We start from the raw sequence: 19,392 nt of genomic DNA, 5'->3' as shown, positions 1-19,392 counted from the left end.
TCAGCCGTCCCTGACGAAGAGGTAGCCCTTGCTGCGCACCGTCTTGATGCGGTGCGGCTGGTTGGGGTCGTCGCCGATCTTGGGGCGGATGCGCGACACGCGCACGTCGATGGAGCGGTCCTGGCCGTCGTACTTGATGCCGCGCAGCTGGGAGAAGATCTCCTCGCGGGTCAGCACCCGGCCGGCGTTGCTGGCCAGCAGCCAGAGCAGGTCGAACTCGGCGCTGGTGAGCTCGATGCGCTCGCCGGCCAGCCACGCCTCGCGGGTGGCGTTGTCGATCTCCAGGGTGTCGAAGGTGAGGCGGGTCTCGCCACTGCCCTCGCCGATCTCGGCGCGGCGCAGCAGCGCGCGCATGCGCGCCAGCAGCACCCGCGGCTGCACCGGCTTGGCCACGTAGTCGTCGGCCCCCATCTCCAGGCCCAGCACCTGGTCCATGTCGTCGGTGCGCGCGGTGAGCATCAGGATCGGCCCGGGGTAGTCGTCGCGCACCCGGCGGCAGATCGACAGGCCATCCTCGCCCGGCAGCATCAGGTCGAGGATCACCAGGTCGGGCTGCAGGGAGAGGATCCGCTCGACCCCGCGGGCGCCATCGGCCTCCAGGGTCACCCGGAAGCCATTGGCCTCCAGGTAGTCCCGGGTCAGCTCGGCCAGGCGCTGGTCGTCCTCGATGATCAGCACGTGGTCCTGATCATGGGGCAGCAGGCTATCGTCCATCCTCGCGTCGTCTCCCTGGGTCGGTGGAAGGCGCACCGTGCGGTGCACCGCCATTTCCTGAAGGATACCCGAAAACGCGGCCGCCGCCTGCCCGTCGGTGTCCGGCGACAGCGTGCTCCCCGAGATAACCCCGGGGATAGCCCGGCGGAGGTATTGTCGGACCCGGGACACCGCGCCACACTGGTTGTGTGCCTCGCCGTCGCGAGGCGTGGCAGTGGAGGTCCCCGCATGGAGAAGAGTGTCATCACCCGCGTCTACGTCCCCACCCACGTGCGCACCGGCCCGGACGGCGAGCGGGTGATCGTTCCCGGCCATTACCGGGCGCCCGACAGGCGCCGCTGAGCGCCATGCGCCAGCCCATCGTCGGCTACCACCGTGACGAGGAGGGGCACTGGGTGGCCGAGCTTGCCTGCGGCCATAACCAGCATGTGCGCCACCAGCCGCCCTGGGTCGAGCGCCCCTGGGTGACCAGCGACGCGGGGCGACGCTCGCGCCTGGGCCTGGAACTTCGGTGCGTGAAGTGCGACCGCGGCGAGCCCCGTGACAACCCGCCCCCCTGAACGCCTTCGGGCCACCCGAGGGTGGCCCGAAGGCTGGCCAGGCGGCTCACGCCGAAGGCATCGCTACCCCTTGGGACCGAACAGGAACCACACGATCAGCCCCACCAGCGGGAAGAACAGCAGCACCAGGATCCAGATCAGCTTGGCCAGGCCACCGGCCGAGCTCTTGGCCACCTTGACGATGGCCCAGATGATGATGATCAGCCAGATCAGGCCGAGCAGCCCGGTCACTTCGATACCCATCGTGCACCTCCTTGTTGCCGTTTGCCTCGAATGCCTTGCCCCTCCATAGGTAGCACAGGCCCCGGCGGCGAACCAACCGTCTCCCGACCGCGACAGGCCTCGCTCAGCCTGTCGGTGCCGGTTCGATGGCCGGCTCGCCCCACCACCCCGGCAGCTGCCGGCGCACCTCGGGGCGGGCGAAGCGGTCGTCCAGCAGCAGCAGGGTGCCGCGGTCCTCGGGCCCGCGGATCACGCGGCCGGCGGCCTGTACCACCTTGACCAGCCCCGGCACCCGGTAGGCGTACTCGTCGCCGCGCCCGAAGCGTGCCTGCAGGCGCGCCTTGAGCACCTCGTTGACCGGGTCGGCCGGCGGCAGCCCCAGGGTGGCGACGAAGGCCCCCACCAGCCGCTCGCCGGGGAGGTCGATCCCCTCGCCGAAGGCGCCGCCGAGCACCGCGAAGCCGATGCCGCGGCCATCCTCGGTGAAGCGGGCCAGGAAGGCGTCGCGCTCGGCCTCGGCCATGCCGCGATGCTGGGCCCAGGCGGGGATCCCGGGATGCGTGGCGGTGAAGCGGGCGAAGGCCGCCTCCAGGTAGGCGAAGCTGCTGAAGAAGGCCAGGTAGAGGCCGGGGCGGCGCGTGTACTGGGCGGCGATCGCCTCGCCGATGGGCGAAAGCGACGCCTCGCGGTCGCGCAGCCGGGTGGAGAGGTCGGCGCGGATGCGCAGCTCGAGCTGGTCGGCGGCGAAGGGCGACGGCATCTCGCGCCACACGCTGTCGGCGGGCAGCCCCAGCAGGTCGCGCTGGTAGTCCGGCGGCCCCAGGGTGGCGGAGAACAGCACCGTGCTGTGGGCCGCGGCGAAGCGCGGGGCGAGGAAGTCCGCCGGGATCAGGTTGCGCAGCGCCAGCCGCGCCCTGCCCCGCCCCTCGCGGGTCAGCTCGCACAGGGTATGGTCGCCGAAGCGCTCCGCCAGGCGCGTGAAGGCCAGGGTCTCGAACAGCAGCTCCTGCCACTCGACACCGAGCTCCGGGCGCTCGCCCAGCGCCTCGGTGAGCGCCCCGGCGAGCCCCTGCAGCACGCCGAGAAGGCCGCCGGGCAGCGCCTCCAGCCGCCGCCAGGCGGGGCGTCCCGGCGCACCCGCCTCGCTGAGCCCCGCCTCGCGCACCAGGGCCTGCCAGTGCCGCTGCAGGCGCCCCAGCGGTGCCTTGAGCACGGCCGGGGCCGAGCGGCGCAGCCGTGCCAGATCGCGCTGGCGCAGGCTGACGCTGTACATGCCGCGCGCCCGGCCCACCAGGTTGTGGGCCTCGTCCACCAGCAGGCCGACCCGCCAGCCGTTCTCCCGGGCCAGGCCGTGGAGCAGGGCGTGGTCGTCGAACCAGTGGTTGACGTCGCCCACCGTCACGTCGCTCCAGCGCGCCATCTCCTGGCCCAGGTAGTAGGGGCAGACGCCGTGCTCGGCGGCCAGCGCGCGCAGCGCCTCGCGGTCGAGCCAGCGCCGCTCGGCGGCCGCCTCGCGCGCCGCCGGCAAGCGGTCGTAGAAGCCCGCAGCCAGGGGGCAGGCCTCGCCGTGGCAGGCGCGCCCGGGGTACTCGCAGGCCTTGTCGCGGGCGGTCAGCTCCAGCACCCGCAGCGCCATGCCGCCCTCCCCGGAGGGGGACGCGGCGCCGAGCCGGGCCAGGGCTTCCAGCGCCAGGCGGCGCCCCGGGGTCTTCATGGTCAGGAAGGCGAGGCGGTCCAGGCCGTGGCGCGGCATCGCCTTGAGCAGCGGGAAGAGGGTACCCAGGGTCTTGCCGATGCCGGTGGGCGCCTGGGCCAGCAGCACCCGGCCGGTGGCCGCGGCCCGGTAGCACGCCTCCGCCAAGGGGCGCTGGCCGGGGCGGAAGTCGTCGAAGGGGAAGGCGAGGGCCTCGAGGGCCGCGTCGCGGGCGGCGCGGTGGCGCGCCTCACGCTCGGCCCAGGCACGATAGCGCGCGCAGCGCTCGGTGAGCTCCGCCATCAGCTCGGACGCCGTGGCCTGCTCGCTCACCCGCGTCTCGCGGCCGCTGCCCACCTCCAGGTAGACCAGCGCCAGCTCCAGCGTGTCGAGCCCGCGCTCGGCGCACAGCAGGGCACCGTAGCTGCGCAGCTGGGCGCGGTGCAGGGCGCGCTGGTTGGCGGCCAGCCGCGAAAGCTCGCCGCGGTGGGTCTTGACCTCCTCCAGGCGGTTGGCCGCCGGGTCATAGCCGTCGGCGCGCCCGCTCACCGCAATCCCCGCCACCTCGCCGGAAAGCGGCAGCTCGGCCAGGTAGCCGGCGCCGCGGCGGCGCGCCACCTCGCGATGCCCCTCCTGGCCCTCCCGGGCGCTGGGCGAGGGGGTGAAGCGGTGGTCCAGGTCGCCCTCCCGGGCGGTGACGTCGCACAGGGTGCGCACCGCGACCCTGAGCCCCGGCACGGCGCTCACGCGGCCTCCTCCCAGCTCAGCTGGCACACCGCCGCGGGGATGCCGTGGCGCCGGAAGAAGGCCAGCCAGCGGCGCTGGTTGTCCTGCAGGCGATCGCCCGGCCCCTTGACCTCGATCAGCCGGTAGCGGGGCTCCCCCGCCGGGGCCTCGGGGAGGAACTGGACCAGGTCCGGCAGGCCGGCACGGTTGGCGCGCAGGTCACCCAGCAGGCGCTCGAAGCAGGCATGCAGGTGGGCCGGCGGGATGCAGGCCAGGGCCTGCGCCAGCAGCGCCTCGGAGAGCGCGCCCCAGTGCACGAAGGGGTTGGCCAGCCCCTGCTTGTCGCGCCAGGCGGCGAGGATGGCCGCGCGATGCGTCCCCGCCTCGAGGCGCGCCAGGCAGGCGTCGAAGCGCCCCCGTCGGCGCGCCACGAAGTCCTCGCGGTAGAGGTCGGCGGGCCCGGACTGGAAGGGGTGGAAGAAGGCCCCGGGCAGCGGCGCGAAGAGCGCCTCCCAGCAGAGCAGGCCGAAGAGCCCGGTGATCAGGGTGTTCTCGACGTAGTGGACCGGCGCCGCCTCGCGGTGCAGGTGGTCGCGCACCGCGCCCTCGACCCAGGCGGGGCCGGGCAGGCGCAGGCTAAAGCGTTCGGGGCTCGGCTCGGCGCTGATCGCCCGGGGCGGCAGGCCCAGCCGGCGACGCAGCCGCGGCAGCAGCCGGTCGAGCGCCTGGGCCTCGGCCTCGTCGCGGGTGAGCCGGGCCAGGGGCTCGGCCAGGGCCAGCGCCTTGCGCGTCTCGCCGCGCCGCTCGGCCAGGCGCAGCAGGCGGATGCGCCCCTCGCCGCTCGCCGCGGGGGCCGGCCAGCCGGCGCGGCCATAGAGCGACAGCGCCAGCGTCCCCTCGCCCTGGCGCTCCGCCTGGCGTCCCAGGGCCAGGCAGAGCCGGGCGTGGCGCGACGCCAGCCAGGTGTTGGTAGGCCGCTCCGGCAGCGCCGCGGCCAGCAGGTCCGGCGCCTCGCCCTCCTCCAGGCGGCCGCGCAGGTGGTGCAGCGCCAGGTAGGCGTCCACCTCCTCGCGGCGGCGGAAGGCGCGGGCGTCGACGCCGAAGGGCACCGCCTCGAAGCGCTGGTGCCCCAGCTCGGCGAGCACGAACTCCGACCAGTCCTGGCGCAGGTTGCCGAAGAACATCAGCCGCAGGCGGTCGCAGGTGGCCATCACCGCCAGGCGTACCACCCCCTCCGGGGCCCCGGGCCACCAATCGGCCAGCGGCCGCGGCGACGCGTCCCGGGCCAGCAGCGCCTCGCGCAGCACCGCCTTGCCGGCACCGGCGGGCAGGCCGGCGGCGCGGATCTCGTCGGCCAGGGCCTGGCGCAGCTCGGGGAGGCGCAGCTGGGCGAAGAGGGTCTCGAGGTCGAGAGGTGGCGCCTCCTCCACCAGGCCGGCCGCCACCAGCGGCACCAGCGCTGCCGCGGTGTCGCCGGCCTCGGCGTCGATCTCGGGGTAGGCGAGCCGCGAGGGGCGGAAGTGCTCGCCCTTGCGCATCACCATGCGCACCAGCAGCGCCCGGGCGGGCCGCGGCAGGTCGGCGAAGGCGGCGAGGAAGGCGTGCTCCGCCTCGCCGAGCAGGTCGCCGTGGCGCTCGGCCACCCAGGCCAGCACGAACTCGAAGTTCAGCAGGTAGTAGAAGGGGTCGTCGAGGGAGGCGGCGACCGCGGCGGGACGGTTCATGGCGCCATGGTATCAGCCCTCGGCGGGCGTCAGCACCATGCGCGCATCGCGGATGCGGATATCGAAGTGGTTGAGGAAACTCATGCCCAGCAGGGCGGTGTCGCCCTCGAGGCCCGAACTGATGGAGCCACGCACGTCGCGGGCCACGTAGCCGCCCAGGCTGACCTCGTCGAGGGTGGTGAGAGCGCCGCGCACCCGCCCGTTGGCGGTGTTGAACCAGGCGCTGCCGGTGGCCTCGAGCCCCAGCCGCTCGGCCATCTCCCGGGGCAGCGACACGTAGGTGGCGCCGGTATCCACCAGGAACTCCACCGGCTCGCCGTTGATGCGCCCGGTGGCCACGAAGTGGCCGCCGCGACTGCGCTCCAGCACCAGCGGCTCGCCCTCTGCCACGGCGCTGACCAGGTGGCTGTTGGGGTTGCGCTGGCGCTCCACGTAGCCGTGGAACCACCAGGTGCCGGTGGCGATGAACAGCAGCCAGAACAGCAGCATCATGCCGATCCCGGTGCGCCGCACCGCCCTGCCCTCGTCGCTCATCGCCTCCTCCTATCCTCTCGGGCCAGCCCGGCCCGGCCGGCAGCACCAGGCGCAGCAGCATGAACTCGCCCGGCTTCATGGGCGCCACGCCGAGCAGCACCACCATCCGGCGCCGGGCCAGGTCGTCGGGGGTCATGGTATTGCCGAGGCCGAAGCGCACGAAGTAGGCCTGGCGGGACGAGGCCCCCTGGAAGGCACCGGCCCGGTGGAGGCCATCCAGGAAGGTCGCCACCGAGAGCCGCAGCGAGGCCCACAGGGCGGCGTCGTTGGCGTTACCCTCGACCCAGGCGAGCCCCTGGCGCAGGCTCTCTTGCAGGAACAGCGCCAGGCGCTGCAGCGGCAGGTAGCGCCGCTCCGGATCGTCGGGCGAGGCCAGGGTACGCGCGCCCCAGGCCAGGCAGGCGCGCCCCGGGAAGTCGACGATGGCGTTCACCCCGCGAGGGTTGAGTACCTGGAGATGGGCGCGGGTGACCGGTTGCATCAGGCCCGTGATCCCCCTGACCCGCGCCTCCAGGCCGGCGGGCGCCTTCCAGACGCCGCGACCGGCATCGCTGCGCGCCCAGAGCCCGGCCATGGCGCCGCTGGGCGGCAGCGCCAGGAGCGGGCCTGCCTCCCCGGCAGGCGCACGGGGATCGGCCACCGTCACCCAGGGGTGGTAGCAGGCCGCATGGCGCGACACCGGCAGCCCCAGGGCCGCCAGGTCCGCGGCATCCGCCAGTGTCGCCTCGGCGGGCGGGTCAACCAGCACCATGCGCTCGCCCAGGCGCTCCGCCTGGTCAAGCGCCGCCTGGACCACCGGGTTGCCACCGGCCACCCAGGGCTGGCCGGGCAGGCACAGGGTCGCGACACTGCCCGGCGCCTCGATGGCGGCCAGGGCCGCCAGGTAGTCGGCATTGGTGGGCGGGCGAGAGGCGCTGCCCAGCGGCAGCACCCGCGCCTCCCGCCCGCCGTTGTCGAAGAACAGCCGCAGCGAGCCGCACAGCGCGCTGGTCGCCACCGCCGGCGCCGCGTCGGCCAGCCAGTCGGCGAGCGCCCGGTGTCCCGTGAGGGTCTGCGCGCCGCGCTCGCACTCGCCCTCCCAGCGCCCGATGAAGGCGGTGCGGGCGGTAGGCACCGGCTCGATGGTGCGCAACCGCAGCGAGCTCTCCGCCAGGTAATGGCCAGGCCGGTCGACGCCAGGCATGTGACTCCCCTCCCCGCCGCCCTCGGCGGCATCGTCTCCTGCACAGAGCATCGCCCAACCCCGGGAACTTGGCGAGCTCAGCCGTTGCGGCCGTTGCGTGCCTCCCAGGCGGCGGCGGCGCGCTGGCCGCGGGCCTGGTCGACTGCCAGGCAGATGCCGATGGCGACCAGGAACAGCGCCGCGCAGAGCAGGATGGAGGCCTTGAGCCCCACCACCGACTGGAGCAGGCCCAGGGCGATGATGCCGAACACCCCGGCAAGCTTGTTGGCCAGCCCCCAGAAGCCGAAGAACTCGGCGGCCTTGCGGCTGGGGGAGAAGAGCCCCACCAGGGCGCGGCTGGCGGACTGGCTGGAGCCCAACGAGAGCCCCGCCAGGCAGCCGACCACCAGGAACAGGTGCTGCGCCTCCCAGGCGAGGCCGAGGTGGGCATTGAGGAAAGCGGTGACCTCGGGGGTCGCCCAGATCGCCAGGATCGCCGCCACCCACAGGCAGAGGGTGAACTGGTAGGTGACCTTGGTGCCGATGCGGTCCTGGAGGAAGCCGAAGCCCAGCGCCCCTGCCGCCGCGGTGATCTGCACGATGATGAACATCAGGTTACGGATCGACGCGTCCCAGCCGATCACCTGGGCGCCGTAGATGAAGGCGAAGGCGATGATGATGTAGACACCGGCCATGGAGAAGAGCAGCGACACCAGGAAGGTGGCCAGGTCGCGGAAGCGCCTCAGCTCGTGCAGGGTGGTGGAGACACGCTCGATGGCGATCTCGCGATAGGGCTTCCCCGCCGGCTGGGGCGTGCCGCGCTCCTTCACCCACAGGAAGGTGGGGATGGCGGTAACCAGGAAGAAGCCGGCGGCGAAGGGGCCCACCCAGCGGATGCGCTCGAAGTTCTCCGCCGTGGCCTCGCCCAGCGCCACCAGGGTGAAGCCCGCGGCGAAGAGCCCGCCCACGTAGCCCAGCGCCCAGCCGAAGCCGGAGATCTTGCCCAGATCCTCGGGCGGGCCGAGGTCGGGCAGGAAGGCGGCGATGAAGGACTCGCCCATGGAGTAGGCGTAGTTGGAGACCACGATCAGCGCGAGGCCCAGTACCACGTAGCCCGGCGCCACGAAGTAGAGCATCGCGGTGGCGGCCACGGTGGCCAGGTAGCTGGCGAACAGGAAGCGCTTCTTCTCGGCGCGGTAGTCCATCACCGCCCCGCACAGCGGCCCCGTGACCACCACCAGCAGGTAGCTCACCGCCAGCGCCAGGCTCCACAGGAAGTTGGCCAGGCGATAGCCGTCGCCGCGGTCGCCGACGATCACCGTGGTGAAGAGCTCGCCGAACACCACGGTGATGATCAGCAGGGTGTAGGCCTGGTTGGCGAAGTCGAACATCGCCCAGCCGAAGATCTCCTTGCGCGAGGCGCGCGGTGTCGTCGGCACGGCGGAGGGGATGGGGCTCATGCGGGACGTCCCTGTGGCGGCAGGACGTCACCATAGCAGCCCGTCACGGGGACGACGAGGGCATCACAGCAGCAGGGTCAGCGCCAGGGCGATGCCCCCCACCACCAGGGCGATGATCACGGCGGCATCCACCAGGCGATCGAGCCACGGGTCCAGCCCGGCGAGGCTGGGGCGCCGCGCCCCCGGAGGGAGCCGGCGACGCCTTGTGGCGCCGCGACGGCGACCGCGGGCCAGGGGAAGCAGAGGCATGGTCGAAGTCCGTTTTCACCATTGTCCCCTGAGCTTACGACCTGTGCCGTCGCCCGGCCAGTGGCGACGGCCCGCCATGGCGCAGGACAGGCCCTCGTCGCGGTGGGTGCAGCGATCGACCCGCGGCGGCGCCCGGCGCACAACGCGCCCCCAGGCACACGCTGTCCGGGGGGATTGCAACGCCCTGCCCTTGCCCCCACCAAGGATGACAAGCAAGCTAATCGTTTTCCCGCCCCGGAGGTGCCATGCCCCGTCTCGCCGATACGCCCCTCTCCGTCCTCGACCTCGCCCCCATCCGCGAAAGCGGCAGCGCCGCCGACAGCTTCCGGGAGAGCGTGGCCCTGGCCCGGCTCACCGAGCGCCTGGGTTTCACCCGCTACTGGCTCGCCGAGCACCACGGCATCGAGGGCATCGCCAGCGCCGCCACCGCGGTGCTGATCGGCCATATCGCCGGGGCCACCGAGCGCATCCGGGTGGGCAGCGGCGGCATCATGCTGCCAAACCACCCGCCGCTGGTGATCGCCGAGCAGTTCGGCACCCTGGAGACCCTCTACCCGGGGCGCATCGACCTGGGCCTGGGGCGCGCGCCCGGCTCCGACGCCGCCACCATGGCGGCGCTGCGCCGCGACCCCTACGCGGGGGTGGAGGACTTCCCCCAGCGCCTGGAGGAGCTCCAGGGCTTCCTCGGCGACGAACGGCCCGGCCAGCGGGTGCGCGCGGTGCCCGGCCAGGGCACCAGGGTGCCGATCTGGCTGCTCGGCTCCAGCGGCTACAGCGCCCAGCTGGCGGCGCGGCTGGGCCTGCCCTTCGCCTTCGCCGCCCAGTTCGCCCCGGGCTACCTGTTCGAGGCCCTGCGCCTCTACCGCGACAACTTCCGCCCCTCGGCGGTGCTGGAAAAGCCCCACGCCATGGTGGGGCTGCCGGTGGTCGCCGCCGACAACGACGCCCACGCCGAGTACCTGGCCACCACCTCCCAGCAGAAGTTCCTGGGCATGATCCGCGGCCGGCGCACCTGCGCCAAGCCGCCGGTGGAGCACCTGGAGATGACCCCCATGGAGGAGGCGCAGCTGCAGCAGTTCCTGGGGGCGGCCATCGTCGGCGGCCCCGAGACGGTGCGCGCCGGGCTCGAGGCCTTCCTCGAGCAGACCGGCGCCGACGAGCTGATGCTCAACACCGATGTCTACGCCCAGGCGGATCGCCTGAGGAGCTACGAGATCGTCGCCGAGGTCTGGAAGGGGTAGCCTCCCTGGAGGGATAGGCCAGAAGGAACGAACCTCGCCCGCGGCTTTCCAAGGGGCAGTCCATTTCGCGGCGTCACGCGCCGCCATTCAGGAGAGTTCGATGCCCGATTCCCGAGGCCCTCACCGCGACCCCCGCCAGAATCCCGCCTGGCGGGCCGCCCAGGCATGGCAGCAGCGCGCCCGCCAGAGCCAGGGCGGCGGCCTGCTCGACGGGTTGAAGATGCTGGCCGCCTGGCTGCTGTTCGGCACCCTGATGATCGTGGCCATGGTGTTCGGCCTGGTCTTCCTGCTGCTGGGCTGGGCGCTGATGCCGCTGCTGCGCCACCGCCTGAAGAAGCGCATGGAGCAGATGCGCGCCGAGCAGGCCGAGGACGTCGGCGGCGGCTATCACTACCGCGAGACCCACTACCGAGAGACCCACGACGCCTCCGGCACCCGCCGCGAGCAGCGGGTGCTGGAGGGGGACTATGAAGTCAGAGGCGAGGAGGTGCGCCAGGAAGGGAGCGACGCCGGGCAAGACGGCCGCTGAGCTTGCCACGACCGGGTCACCGCTCAGTGGTGGCCCAGCGCCTCCAGCGTCATGGCGTTGGGACAGAAGGCACACGCCTCGGGCGTCGGGCCCTGGTCAAGCACCCGCGCGCAGCGTGACCTGGCGGGGCAGGCGCTGCACACCCGCTCGAGGTCGCGCTTGACCCCATTGCCCACCACCAGCGGCGTCATCGGGTCGACCCCGAAGACCGCCATCATGCGCGGCAGCTGGGACGTCGCCGAATCGCTCCGCTCGCCAAACAGCGAGGGATCGAAGCGCGCCAGCCCCAGGTCACGCAGGCGAGCCTCCCGCTCCTCCGGTTCGAGGTGCATCCAGCGACGCTCCTCCCGGCCGCGTCGCCAGGCGCTCGCCATCGAGCGCGCCAGGGTGTGAACGCCATCGTGAAGGGGAATCATGGCAGGTCTCCTCGTCATGTGTCCTGAGCCTCACCCTAGGCCACGCTGCCCGCCCCCGCCTTGACCTGCATCACGCCGGGATCGACGCCTCAGCCGCGGTCGGCCGGCCGGTAGACGGCCACTGGGCAGCACGCCTCGTGGAGCACCTCGTGGCTGACGCTCCCGGCCACCACCTGGGAGAGGCCGCTGCGCCCATGGGTGGTCATCGCCAGCATGGCGTTGTGGCTGTCCGCCAGGTAGCCGACGATGGCGTCGGCCGGGTCGCCATGCAGCACCTCCCAGTCCACCTCCACGCCGTGCTCGTGCCCCAGGCGACGGGCCAGGCCGTGGAGATAGCCGGACTCCATCACGTCGGCGTGGCCACCGTCGCGGGGCACCGCCGCCGCGGCGCTGACGTCGATCACCTGGAGCAGCTGCAGGCGCGCACCGAAGCGCGCGGAGAGGGCCAGCGCATGGGGCAGGATCGCCTCGGAGAGGCGCGAGCCATCGACGCAGACCATGATCGTCTCCACCCGCTCGTGGCGGTCGGGGGCGTAGCGCGGCCCGCACAGGAAGACCGGCCGGGGCGCACGACGCACCACCCCGGCGGTGACGCTGCCGATCAGCATCTCGGGCACCGGCCGCCGCCCATGGGCGCTCATGCAGAGGCCGGCCTGGTCGTCATCGAGCAGCGCGGCCAGGGCATCCTTGGCGCTGTCGCCGGTGAGCACCGTGACCTCCGCCGTGGCGCCCTCCTCCTCCAGCGCGGCGGCGAGCGACGCGCGACGCGGCTCGGCCCGCGCGGGCTCGGCCACCACGGAGACCAGCGACAGCGCGGCCCCCGACTGGGCGGCCAGGCGGGCGCCCAGCCGCAGGCCACGGCGCGAATAGTCGGACTCGTCCATTGCCACATGCAGCTTGTTCATGCGGTTTCTCCTGTAAGCACTATTGTTGTTTGCTGGATGCCGCCGACCCGGCGGATGACGATGCCTCGGCGCCGCGGCCGGGCAGCCGGAAGGGGCGATGCAGCAGCTGGTAGGCCAGCGCCCCGGCCACCACGCCCCAGAAGGCCGACCCCAGTCCCAGGAAGCTGACCCCCGAGGCGGTGGCGATGAAGGTGATCACCGAGGCCTCGAGGTGCTCCTTCTGGGCGGCGAAGGCGCTGACGTTGCTGGTGATGGCGCCGATCAGCGCCAGCCCCGCCAGCACCGCCACGAACTCCCCGGGTAGCGAGGTGAAGAGCGCCACGATGGTGCCGGCGAAGGTGCCGCCGATAAGGTAGAAGACGCCGTTGGCAACCCCGGCCACGTAGCGCTTGTCGGGGTCCTCGTGGGCCTCCTTGCTGGTGCAGATCGCCGCGGTGATGGCCGCCACCACGGTGGTGATGCCACCGAAGAAGGCGGTGCCGAAGGAGGTCAGGCTGGCCACGGTGACGATCGGCTTGGCGGGGGTCGAGTAGCCGGAGGTGCGCAGGATCGCCATGCCGGGCAGGAACTGGCCGGTCAGGCTGACCAGCACCAGCGGGATGGCGAGGCTGAGGGTGGCGCTCCAGCTCCACTCGGGGCGGATGAACTGCGGCTGGGCCAGGCTCAGCGACACCCCGTCGAGGCTCGCCCCCTCCAGCACCACCGCCAGCACCACGCCGACCAGCAGCAGCACCAGGCTATAGCGCGGCGTCAGCCGCTTGGCCACCAGGTAGGCGACGAGCATGCCGATGGCCAGCGCGGGGACCGCCTCCAGGGCCACGAACACCCCGACGCCGAACTGGAAGAGGATGCCCGCCATCATGGCGCTGGCGATGCCCGGCGGGATCAGGCGGATGATGCGATCGAAGGAGCCGGTGACGCCGATCACGAAGAGCAGCGCCGCCGCCACCAGGTAGGCGCCCACCGCCTCGCCCAGCGACAGCTCGGGGAAGAGCGTCACCAGCAGCGCCGTGCCCGGCGCCGACCAGGCGGTGACCACCGGTACCTTCAGCCACAGGCTGAGCAGGATGCCGGAGACGGCGGCGCCCAGCGAGATGGCCCATATCCAGGAGGTCATCATGGCGCTGGAGATCTCGGCGCTCTGGGCGGCCTGGAAGAAGATCGCCAGCGGGCCGGAGTAGGAGACCAGCACCGCCACGAAGCCGGCGGTGATGGCGGGGACCGAAGCGTCCTTGAAGAGTTGCATGGCAGGGGTTCCCGAAGAGTGATGCATGGAATCGCCCCGGCGGCGGCCGCCGGGGCGGCGTCAGGCGACGCCCAGGTGGGTATCGAGGATCGCGGGGTCATCCTTGAGCCCCTGGGCATCACCGGCGTAGACCACCTCGCCCTTGACCAGCAGCACGTGCTTCTCGGCCACCTCCAGAAGGTTGTCGATGTTCTTGTCGACGATGATGGTGGCGATGCCGGACGCCTTGATCTCGCGGATGATCTTCCAGATCTCGTCGCGGATCAGCGGCGCCAGGCCCTCGGTGGCCTCGTCGAGGATCATCAGGTCAGGGTTGGTGGTCAGCGCCCGGCCGATGGAGAGCATCTGCTGCTCGCCACCGGAGAGGAAGGAGCCGTCGTGGTGGATGCGCTGGCCCAGGCGCGGGAAGGTGTCCAGCACCCGCTCCAGCGTCCAGGGCGTCTCGCCCCGCTCGTTAGGCCGCGCGGCCATGATCAGGTGCTCGCGCACGCTGATGCCGGGGAAGATCCCGCGCCCCTCCGGCACATAGCCGATGCCCTGGCGGATCAGCTGCCAGGGGCGCCGCCTGGCGGTGGAGACGCCCTTGATGAACACCTCGCCGCGGCGCGGCGGCACGAAGCCGAGGATCGACTTCAGGGTGGTGGTCTTGCCCATGCCATTGCGCCCCAGCAGGCTGAGGGTCTCGCCGGGCATCAGGGTGAGGTCGACGCCGTGCAGCACATGGCTCTCGCCGTAGTAGGTGTGCAGCCCGCGGGCCTCGATCAGCGGGGTGATCTGCTGCTGTGCGGTCATGCGGTGGCCTCCTCATGGTGGCGCCCGAGATAGACGTCGCGCACCTTCTCGCTGGTGCGGATCTGCTCGGTGGGACCGCTCTCCAGCACGCAACCATCCACCATCACGGTGATGCGGTCGGCCAGGCGGAACACCGAATCCATGTCGTGCTCGATCAGCACCAGGGTGTAGCGGTCGGTGAGGCTGGCCAGCAGCTCGGTTACCTGGGCGGTCTCCTCGCGGCCCATGCCGGCCATGGGCTCGTCGAGCAGCATCAGCGACGGCGCCGTGGCCAGCACCATGGCGATCTGCAGCTGGCGCTGCTCGCCATAGCTCATGTCGGCGGCCGGGGTGTAGGCGCGATGGGTCAGCTGGCAGGTGTCGAGCACCTCCAGCGCCCGCTCGCTGACCCGGCGCGCCTGCCGGCGGGAGCGCCAGCTGCCGAACACGCCGCCCATGTGGATACGCGCCGCCAGCTCGCAGTTCTGCAGGCAGTTGAGCCGCGGGAAGATGTTGGTCTTCTGGTGGCTGCGGCCGATGCCCATGCGGGCGATCTGGCGCACGCTCCTGCCCTGGATCGGCCGGCCGCGGTAGCGCACCTCGCCCTCGGAGGGCGGGATCTCCCCGGAGAGCAGGTTGATCAGGGTGCTCTTGCCGGCGCCGTTGGGGCCGAGGATGGCGTGGATCTCGTTGGGGGCGACGTCGAAGTCGACGTCGTTGACCGCGACCAGGCCGCCGAAGCGACGGGTCAGGCCCCGGGTGGCAAGGATCGGTTCCTGGGTCATGGCTCAGCCCTCCTCGCCCTGGGTGGCAGGTTTCCCCGGTGTCGCCTCGTCGGCCGCCGGCTCATACGCCGATGCCCGGCGGCGCCAGGGCGGCGCGATGATCACGCCGGCGATGCCGCGTGGCAGCACCAGCACCGCGGCGATGATGGTCAGGCCCATCAGGATCGGCCAGTGGGTGGTGGCATGCTCGTAGACGAACAGCAGGATCTCGTAGGCGAAGGCACCCAGGATCGGCCCGAAGATGGTGCCCATCCCACCCAGGATCAGCATCATCAGCACCTCGCCGGAGGTGTGCCAGCCCAGCTGCGCCGGGTTGGCGAAGCCGTACTGCATCGCCGCCAGCATCCCGGCGATGGCGGCCATCACCCCGGCGATGACGAAGGCGACCAGCTTGTAGCCGGCGGTGGCATAGCCCAGCGCCTGCATGCGGTGCTCGTTGTCGTGGATGCCGTCCAGCACCTGGCCGAAGTAGGAACGGGTCAGCCAGCGCAGGAAGAGATACCCCGCCACCAGCAGGCCGAGGCAGAAGTAGAAGAAGGTGTAGGGGTTGTCGAGGTCCAGCAGCGCCGTCTCGCCGAGCGTCAGGCTCGGCCGGAACATGATGAAGACGCCATCGGTACCGCCGGCGAACTGGGAGGTGCTGATGAAGTAGTAAAGCATCTGCCCGAAGGCCAGGGTGGTCATGATGAAGAAGATGCCCTTGGTGCGGATCACCAGCATGCCGACGACCAGCGCCGCCACCGCCGCCACCAGCATCACCAGGGGCAGCATCCACCACAGCGAGGCGGGGCTGAACTCGGGGCTGGCCAGCGCCAGGGTGTAGGCCCCCAGGCCGAAGAACAGCGCATGGCCCAGGCTGACCAGGCCCACCACCCCCACCAGCAGGTCGAGGCTCATGGCGAACAGCGCCAGGATCAGCATCAGGGTGATCTTCTCCAGGATGAAGTCGGCCTGGCCGCCGAACACCGCCTCGCCCCACAGGGGGAAGGTGGCGACGATGGCGGTGAGGGCCAGCATGATGGCCATCACGCGCTTGGGATAGGTATGTAACATGGTGTCGCCCTCCTCAAGCGAACAGTCCGCGTGGCTTCACCAGCAGCACGGCGGCCATGATCAGGTAGATCACCATGCTGGCGAGGCTGGGGATCAGCACCGACCCGAAGGTGGTGGCCATGCCGATCAGGATCGCGCCCCAGAAGGCGCCCTTGATGGAGCCGATGCCGCCGATCACCACCACCACGAAGCAGGTGATCAGGATGCTGTCGCCCATGCCCGGGGCGATGGAGGTCAGCGGGGCGGCGATCATGCCGGCGAAGGCGGTCAGCGCCACGCCGACACTGAAGATCAGGGTGAACAGGGTGCGCACGTTGATGCCGAGCCCCTCCACCATGTCGCGGTTGACCGCGCCGGCGCGGATGATGATGCCCAGCCGGGTATGGCGGATGACCCAGTAGATGACCCCGGCCAGGGCCAGGCAGACCCCCATCACGAACAGCCGGTAGACCGAGTACTGCAGGTTGTCGGTCAGCTGCAGGCTGGCGTCGAAGGGTGCCGGCACCGGCACGCTGTGCACGTCGCCGCCCCAGATGATGCGCTGCGCCTCGTTGAGCACCAGGATCAGGCCGAAGGTGAGCAGCACCTGATAGAGGTGGTCACGCTTGTAGAGCGTGTCGAGGAACAGCCGCTCGATGATCAGCCCCAGGGCGACTGCCACCGGGATGGCGATAAGGATCGCCAGCCAGAAGTTGCCGAGCCGCAGGGTCAGGTCCCAGACCAGGTAGGCACCGATCATGTACATGGCGCCGTGGGCCAGGTTGATGATCCCCATGATCCCGAAGATCAGGGTCAGGCCGCTGGCGATCAGGAACAGCAGCAGCCCGTACTGCAGCCCGTTGAGTAGCTGCACGCCGAAGAATGCGAGATCCATGTGATCCCCTCCAGATGAAGGGGGCGAGCCCCGCTCGCCCCCGAGTCAGACGGTGTCCGCGTTACATCCTGCAGGCGTCGTCCGGCACCTCGAGCTGCTCGGCGGCGACGCCGACCACCTCGTGCCTGCCGTCGCGGATCTCGCGCAGGTAGACGTTCTGGATGGGGTGATGGGAATCGGAGAAGCTCATCGGGCCACGCGGGCTCTCGAGCTCGACACCGGCCAGGGCCTCGATCAGCGCCTCCTGGTCCTCGGTGTTGCCGTCCACGGCATCGAGCGCCTGGACCAGCATCATGCCGGTGTCATAGCCCTGCACGGCATAGGTGTCGGGCGCCTCGCCGTAGGCCTCCTGGTAGCCGGAGACGAAGGCCTGGTTCTCCTCGCTGTCGAGGGTCTCGGCGTAGTGCAGGGTGGTCATCACCCCCTCGCCGGCATCGCCCAGGGCCGCGACGTTGCCCTCGGTGAGGAAGCCGGAGCCGAGCAGCGGAATGCTCTCCTTGAGCCCTGCCGCGGCGTAGTCACGCACGAAGCTGACCCCGCCCCCCCCGGCGAAGAAGGTGTAGACGGCATCCGGCTCGAGGCTGGCGATCTGGGTCAGATAGCTCTGGAACTCGGTGCTCGGGAAGGGCACCAGGATCTGCTCGACGATCTCGCCACCCTCGGCCTCGAAGGCCTCCTCGAAGCCGGCCAGGTCCTCCTTGCCACCCGCGTAGTCCCAGGTGATGGTCACGATCCTGCGGTGCCCCTGCTCATAGGCGACCTTGCCCATGGGATAGGCGTCCTGCCACATGCTGAAGGAGGTGCGGAAGACGTTGGGCATGCACAGCTGGTTGGTGGCCGCCTCCAGGCCGGCGTTGGGGATGATGGTGATGGCGCCGCTCTGCTTGGCCACCCGCAGCATGCCCATGGCCACGCCGGAGTGCACCGGGCCGATGACGAAGTCGACCTTGTCGCCCTTGACCAGGCGGCTCATGTTCTGGGGGGCCTTGGAGGGGTTGGCCTCGGAGTCGAGCTCGACGTACTCGACGTCGCGTCCGCCCAGCTGGCCACCCTGCTGCTCGATGGCGAGCCTGAGGCCGTTGGTGATGGCCTCGCCCAGGGCGGTGTAGGTGCCCGAATAGGGCAGCATCAGCCCCAGCTTGACCGGGTGGTCGTCGGCCATGGCGCCGAACGCGGACACGAGGGTAGCGGTGCCCAGCACGCTGGCGAGGGCGGTCTTCTTGAGGTTTTTCATGGTGATTCCCAGGGGGTTGCTTGTTATTGGGCTTGTGTGGCGTGCCGGGACGTCCCTGTCCCGCCGTCGTCCCTGACGGTCAGACGTGATAGACGTCGATGACCTGGTGGATATAGTCGTTGTTGAGTTGCACGACCTTGCGGGTGATCAGCGGCTGCTCCCCGGACACGTCGAGCGTGTAGAAGGAGCTGCCGAAGAACTCCAGGGTCTTCTTGTAGCGGTGTACCAGGGTGTGCCAGTTGAAGCGCAGCTCCACCTTGTCACCCTCCTCCTTGAGCACCTCGATGTTGCTGACCAGGTGCGTGGTACGCGGCTCCGGCGTGCTCGCCCCGCTGCGCTCGGTCTTGATCCGGTAGACCCGGTCCTCGAGACCCTCGCGGTTGGGGTAGTAGATCAGCGAGATCTCGCTGTGCGGGTCGCGGCTCAGCTGGTCGTCGTCGTCCCACGCCGGCATCCAGAACTCGACGTCCTTGCTGTAGCAGGTCAGCCACTCGTCCCACTCGCGGTCATCCAGCAGGCGCGCCTCGCGGTACAGGAAGGCCTGGAGGTCCTGATAGTTGATGCTCATGGTCTCTTCCCCTTATGCGGATGCGGTGGCGATGAACTGGCTGCGTTCCTTGTCGATGGCGCGCAGCATCTCGTCGACCCAGTGCTTGTGGTGCATCACGTAGAGGCCCTCGTCCTCGGGCGAGGCGCCGCTGAGCAGCGGCTTCATGCCGATCGCCTGGGCGTTGTCGTCGGCGCCCTCGATCCACTGCTTGGCGCCGCGGGAGAGGTCGTTCCACTCGGCCAGGGCACCGTTGTAGCCCTCCTGGCAGGCGCGGAACTCCTCGAGGTCGTCCGGGGTGCCCATGCCGGAGACGTTGAAGAAGTCCTCGTACTGGCGGATGCGGATGCGACGGTTCTCGGCCGACTCGCCCCTGGGCGCGAAGCAGTAGATGGTGACCTCGGTCTTGTCCACGTCGATCGGGCGCAGCACGCGGATCTGGGTGGAGAACTGGTCCATCAGGTAGACGTTGGGGTAGAGGCAGAGGTTACGCGTCTGGTTGACGATGGAGTCGGCACGCGCCTCGCCGAACTCCTTCTCGATCCACTCCTTGTTGCTGTAGACCGGGCGCACCTCGGGGTTAAGCAGGCGCGTCCACAGCAGCATGTGGCCGTTCTCGAAGGAGTAGAAGCCACCCAGGCTCTTGGACCAGCCGTCGGCGTCCACCGCCTTGGTGCCGCCGGCCTCGTAGTTGCGGCGATCCATGGTGGAGGCGTAGTTCCAGTGCACGGTGCTGACGTGGTAGCC

At 70.9% G+C, this 19,392-nt stretch carries 21 protein-coding genes and 1 pseudogene; 4 read left to right on the top strand and 18 right to left on the bottom strand.

Features of this window, described 5'->3' with window-relative positions; genetic code table 11:
* Window positions 1-714 carry a winged helix-turn-helix domain-containing protein gene (locus BLP95_RS00105; protein ID WP_089676172.1) on the bottom strand — a complete coding sequence of 238 codons (714 nt, stop codon included), beginning with the start codon at window positions 712-714 and terminating at the stop codon, window positions 1-3.
* A gap of 347 nt (window positions 715-1,061) precedes the next feature.
* On the opposite strand from BLP95_RS00105, the gene BLP95_RS00100 reads away from it, so the two are divergent.
* A complete protein-coding gene (locus tag BLP95_RS00100; protein WP_089676171.1) occupies window positions 1,062-1,274 on the top strand; it encodes a DUF3565 domain-containing protein in 213 nt (70 codons plus the stop codon).
* Window positions 1,275-1,337: 63 nt separating this feature from the next.
* Here BLP95_RS00100 and BLP95_RS00095 read toward each other — a convergent pair whose 3' ends face one another.
* From BLP95_RS00095 to BLP95_RS17245, 5 genes and pseudogenes are all read right to left on the bottom strand, one after another.
* On the bottom strand, window positions 1,338-1,517 hold the full coding sequence (locus tag BLP95_RS00095; RefSeq protein WP_089676170.1) for a PLDc N-terminal domain-containing protein: 180 nt from the start codon (window positions 1,515-1,517) through the stop codon (window positions 1,338-1,340).
* Between the two features lie 103 nt (window positions 1,518-1,620).
* Window positions 1,621-3,927, bottom strand: coding sequence for an ATP-dependent DNA helicase (locus BLP95_RS00090; RefSeq protein WP_089676843.1), 2,307 nt, complete (start codon window positions 3,925-3,927; stop codon window positions 1,621-1,623).
* A 5-nt stretch (window positions 3,928-3,932) separates the two neighbouring features.
* The gene (locus BLP95_RS00085) at window positions 3,933-5,639 is read right to left on the bottom strand and encodes a VRR-NUC domain-containing protein (RefSeq protein WP_089676169.1); all 1,707 of its coding nucleotides are present in this window, start codon (window positions 5,637-5,639) and stop codon (window positions 3,933-3,935) included.
* A 12-nt stretch (window positions 5,640-5,651) separates the two neighbouring features.
* Complete coding sequence (locus tag BLP95_RS00080; RefSeq protein ID WP_089676168.1) at window positions 5,652-6,173, bottom strand: retropepsin-like aspartic protease family protein; 522 nt, start codon at window positions 6,171-6,173, stop codon at window positions 5,652-5,654.
* 433 nt (window positions 6,174-6,606) lie between these two features.
* Window positions 6,607-7,104: pseudogene (locus BLP95_RS17245) on the bottom strand (phage tail sheath subtilisin-like domain-containing protein); the annotation flags it as partial.
* Between BLP95_RS17245 and BLP95_RS17000 the strand changes: the two are divergent.
* A complete protein-coding gene (locus tag BLP95_RS17000) occupies window positions 7,070-7,330 on the top strand; it encodes a hypothetical protein (protein WP_245678635.1) in 261 nt (86 codons plus the stop codon). The pseudogene BLP95_RS17245 and the gene BLP95_RS17000 overlap by 35 nt on opposite strands.
* A 103-nt stretch (window positions 7,331-7,433) precedes the next feature.
* On the opposite strand, the gene BLP95_RS00070 is transcribed toward BLP95_RS17000, so the two are convergent.
* The gene (locus BLP95_RS00070; RefSeq protein ID WP_089676167.1) at window positions 7,434-8,795 is read right to left on the bottom strand and encodes an MFS transporter; all 1,362 of its coding nucleotides are present in this window, start codon (window positions 8,793-8,795) and stop codon (window positions 7,434-7,436) included.
* A 63-nt stretch (window positions 8,796-8,858) separates the two neighbouring features.
* Complete coding sequence (locus BLP95_RS00065; protein ID WP_089676166.1) at window positions 8,859-9,044, bottom strand: hypothetical protein; 186 nt, start codon at window positions 9,042-9,044, stop codon at window positions 8,859-8,861.
* A gap of 245 nt (window positions 9,045-9,289) precedes the next feature.
* On the opposite strand from BLP95_RS00065, the gene BLP95_RS00060 reads away from it, so the two are divergent.
* Both BLP95_RS00060 and BLP95_RS00055 read left to right on the top strand, forming a co-directional pair.
* Complete coding sequence (locus BLP95_RS00060; RefSeq protein ID WP_089676165.1) at window positions 9,290-10,285, top strand: LLM class flavin-dependent oxidoreductase; 996 nt, start codon at window positions 9,290-9,292, stop codon at window positions 10,283-10,285.
* Between the two features lie 100 nt (window positions 10,286-10,385).
* The gene (locus tag BLP95_RS00055; RefSeq protein WP_089676164.1) at window positions 10,386-10,814 is read left to right on the top strand and encodes a hypothetical protein; all 429 of its coding nucleotides are present in this window, start codon (window positions 10,386-10,388) and stop codon (window positions 10,812-10,814) included.
* 23 nt (window positions 10,815-10,837) lie between these two features.
* On the opposite strand, the gene BLP95_RS00050 is transcribed toward BLP95_RS00055, so the two are convergent.
* The 10 genes from BLP95_RS00050 to BLP95_RS00005 all read right to left on the bottom strand — a co-directional run.
* On the bottom strand, window positions 10,838-11,230 hold the full coding sequence (locus BLP95_RS00050; RefSeq protein ID WP_089676163.1) for a hypothetical protein: 393 nt from the start codon (window positions 11,228-11,230) through the stop codon (window positions 10,838-10,840).
* Window positions 11,231-11,319: 89 nt separating this feature from the next.
* Window positions 11,320-12,135 carry a universal stress protein gene (locus tag BLP95_RS00045; protein WP_089676162.1) on the bottom strand — a complete coding sequence of 272 codons (816 nt, stop codon included), beginning with the start codon at window positions 12,133-12,135 and terminating at the stop codon, window positions 11,320-11,322.
* A gap of 19 nt (window positions 12,136-12,154) precedes the next feature.
* A complete protein-coding gene (locus BLP95_RS00040; protein ID WP_089676161.1) occupies window positions 12,155-13,381 on the bottom strand; it encodes a benzoate/H(+) symporter BenE family transporter in 1,227 nt (408 codons plus the stop codon).
* Between the two features lie 60 nt (window positions 13,382-13,441).
* Complete coding sequence (locus tag BLP95_RS00035) at window positions 13,442-14,173, bottom strand: ABC transporter ATP-binding protein (RefSeq protein ID WP_089676160.1); 732 nt, start codon at window positions 14,171-14,173, stop codon at window positions 13,442-13,444.
* Window positions 14,170-14,937, bottom strand: a complete 768-nt coding sequence (locus tag BLP95_RS00030) for an ABC transporter ATP-binding protein (protein WP_089676159.1) — start codon at window positions 14,935-14,937, stop codon at window positions 14,170-14,172. Before BLP95_RS00030 ends, BLP95_RS00035 begins: the two co-directional genes overlap by 4 nt.
* Window positions 14,938-14,940: 3 nt before the next feature.
* Window positions 14,941-15,990, bottom strand: coding sequence for a branched-chain amino acid ABC transporter permease (locus tag BLP95_RS00025; RefSeq protein WP_089676158.1), 1,050 nt, complete (start codon window positions 15,988-15,990; stop codon window positions 14,941-14,943).
* Between the two features lie 13 nt (window positions 15,991-16,003).
* Window positions 16,004-16,864 carry a branched-chain amino acid ABC transporter permease gene (locus BLP95_RS00020; RefSeq protein ID WP_089676157.1) on the bottom strand — a complete coding sequence of 287 codons (861 nt, stop codon included), beginning with the start codon at window positions 16,862-16,864 and terminating at the stop codon, window positions 16,004-16,006.
* A gap of 61 nt (window positions 16,865-16,925) precedes the next feature.
* A complete protein-coding gene (locus BLP95_RS00015) occupies window positions 16,926-18,098 on the bottom strand; it encodes an ABC transporter substrate-binding protein (RefSeq protein WP_089676156.1) in 1,173 nt (390 codons plus the stop codon).
* Window positions 18,099-18,177: 79 nt separating this feature from the next.
* The gene (gene benB, locus BLP95_RS00010) at window positions 18,178-18,666 is read right to left on the bottom strand and encodes a benzoate 1,2-dioxygenase small subunit (RefSeq protein ID WP_089676155.1); all 489 of its coding nucleotides are present in this window, start codon (window positions 18,664-18,666) and stop codon (window positions 18,178-18,180) included.
* Window positions 18,667-18,678: 12 nt separating this feature from the next.
* Window positions 18,679-19,392, bottom strand: a 714-nt coding sequence (locus tag BLP95_RS00005; protein ID WP_281187363.1) for an SRPBCC family protein, incomplete at its 5' end; no start/stop codon positions are given.

This window comes from Halomonas shengliensis, assembly GCF_900104135.1.
In the GTDB taxonomy this organism is placed as follows: domain Bacteria; phylum Pseudomonadota; class Gammaproteobacteria; order Pseudomonadales; family Halomonadaceae; genus Halomonas; species Halomonas shengliensis.
The sequence above is the reverse complement of the archived record's forward strand: the minus strand, read 5'-3'. Positions and strand labels throughout refer to the sequence as shown.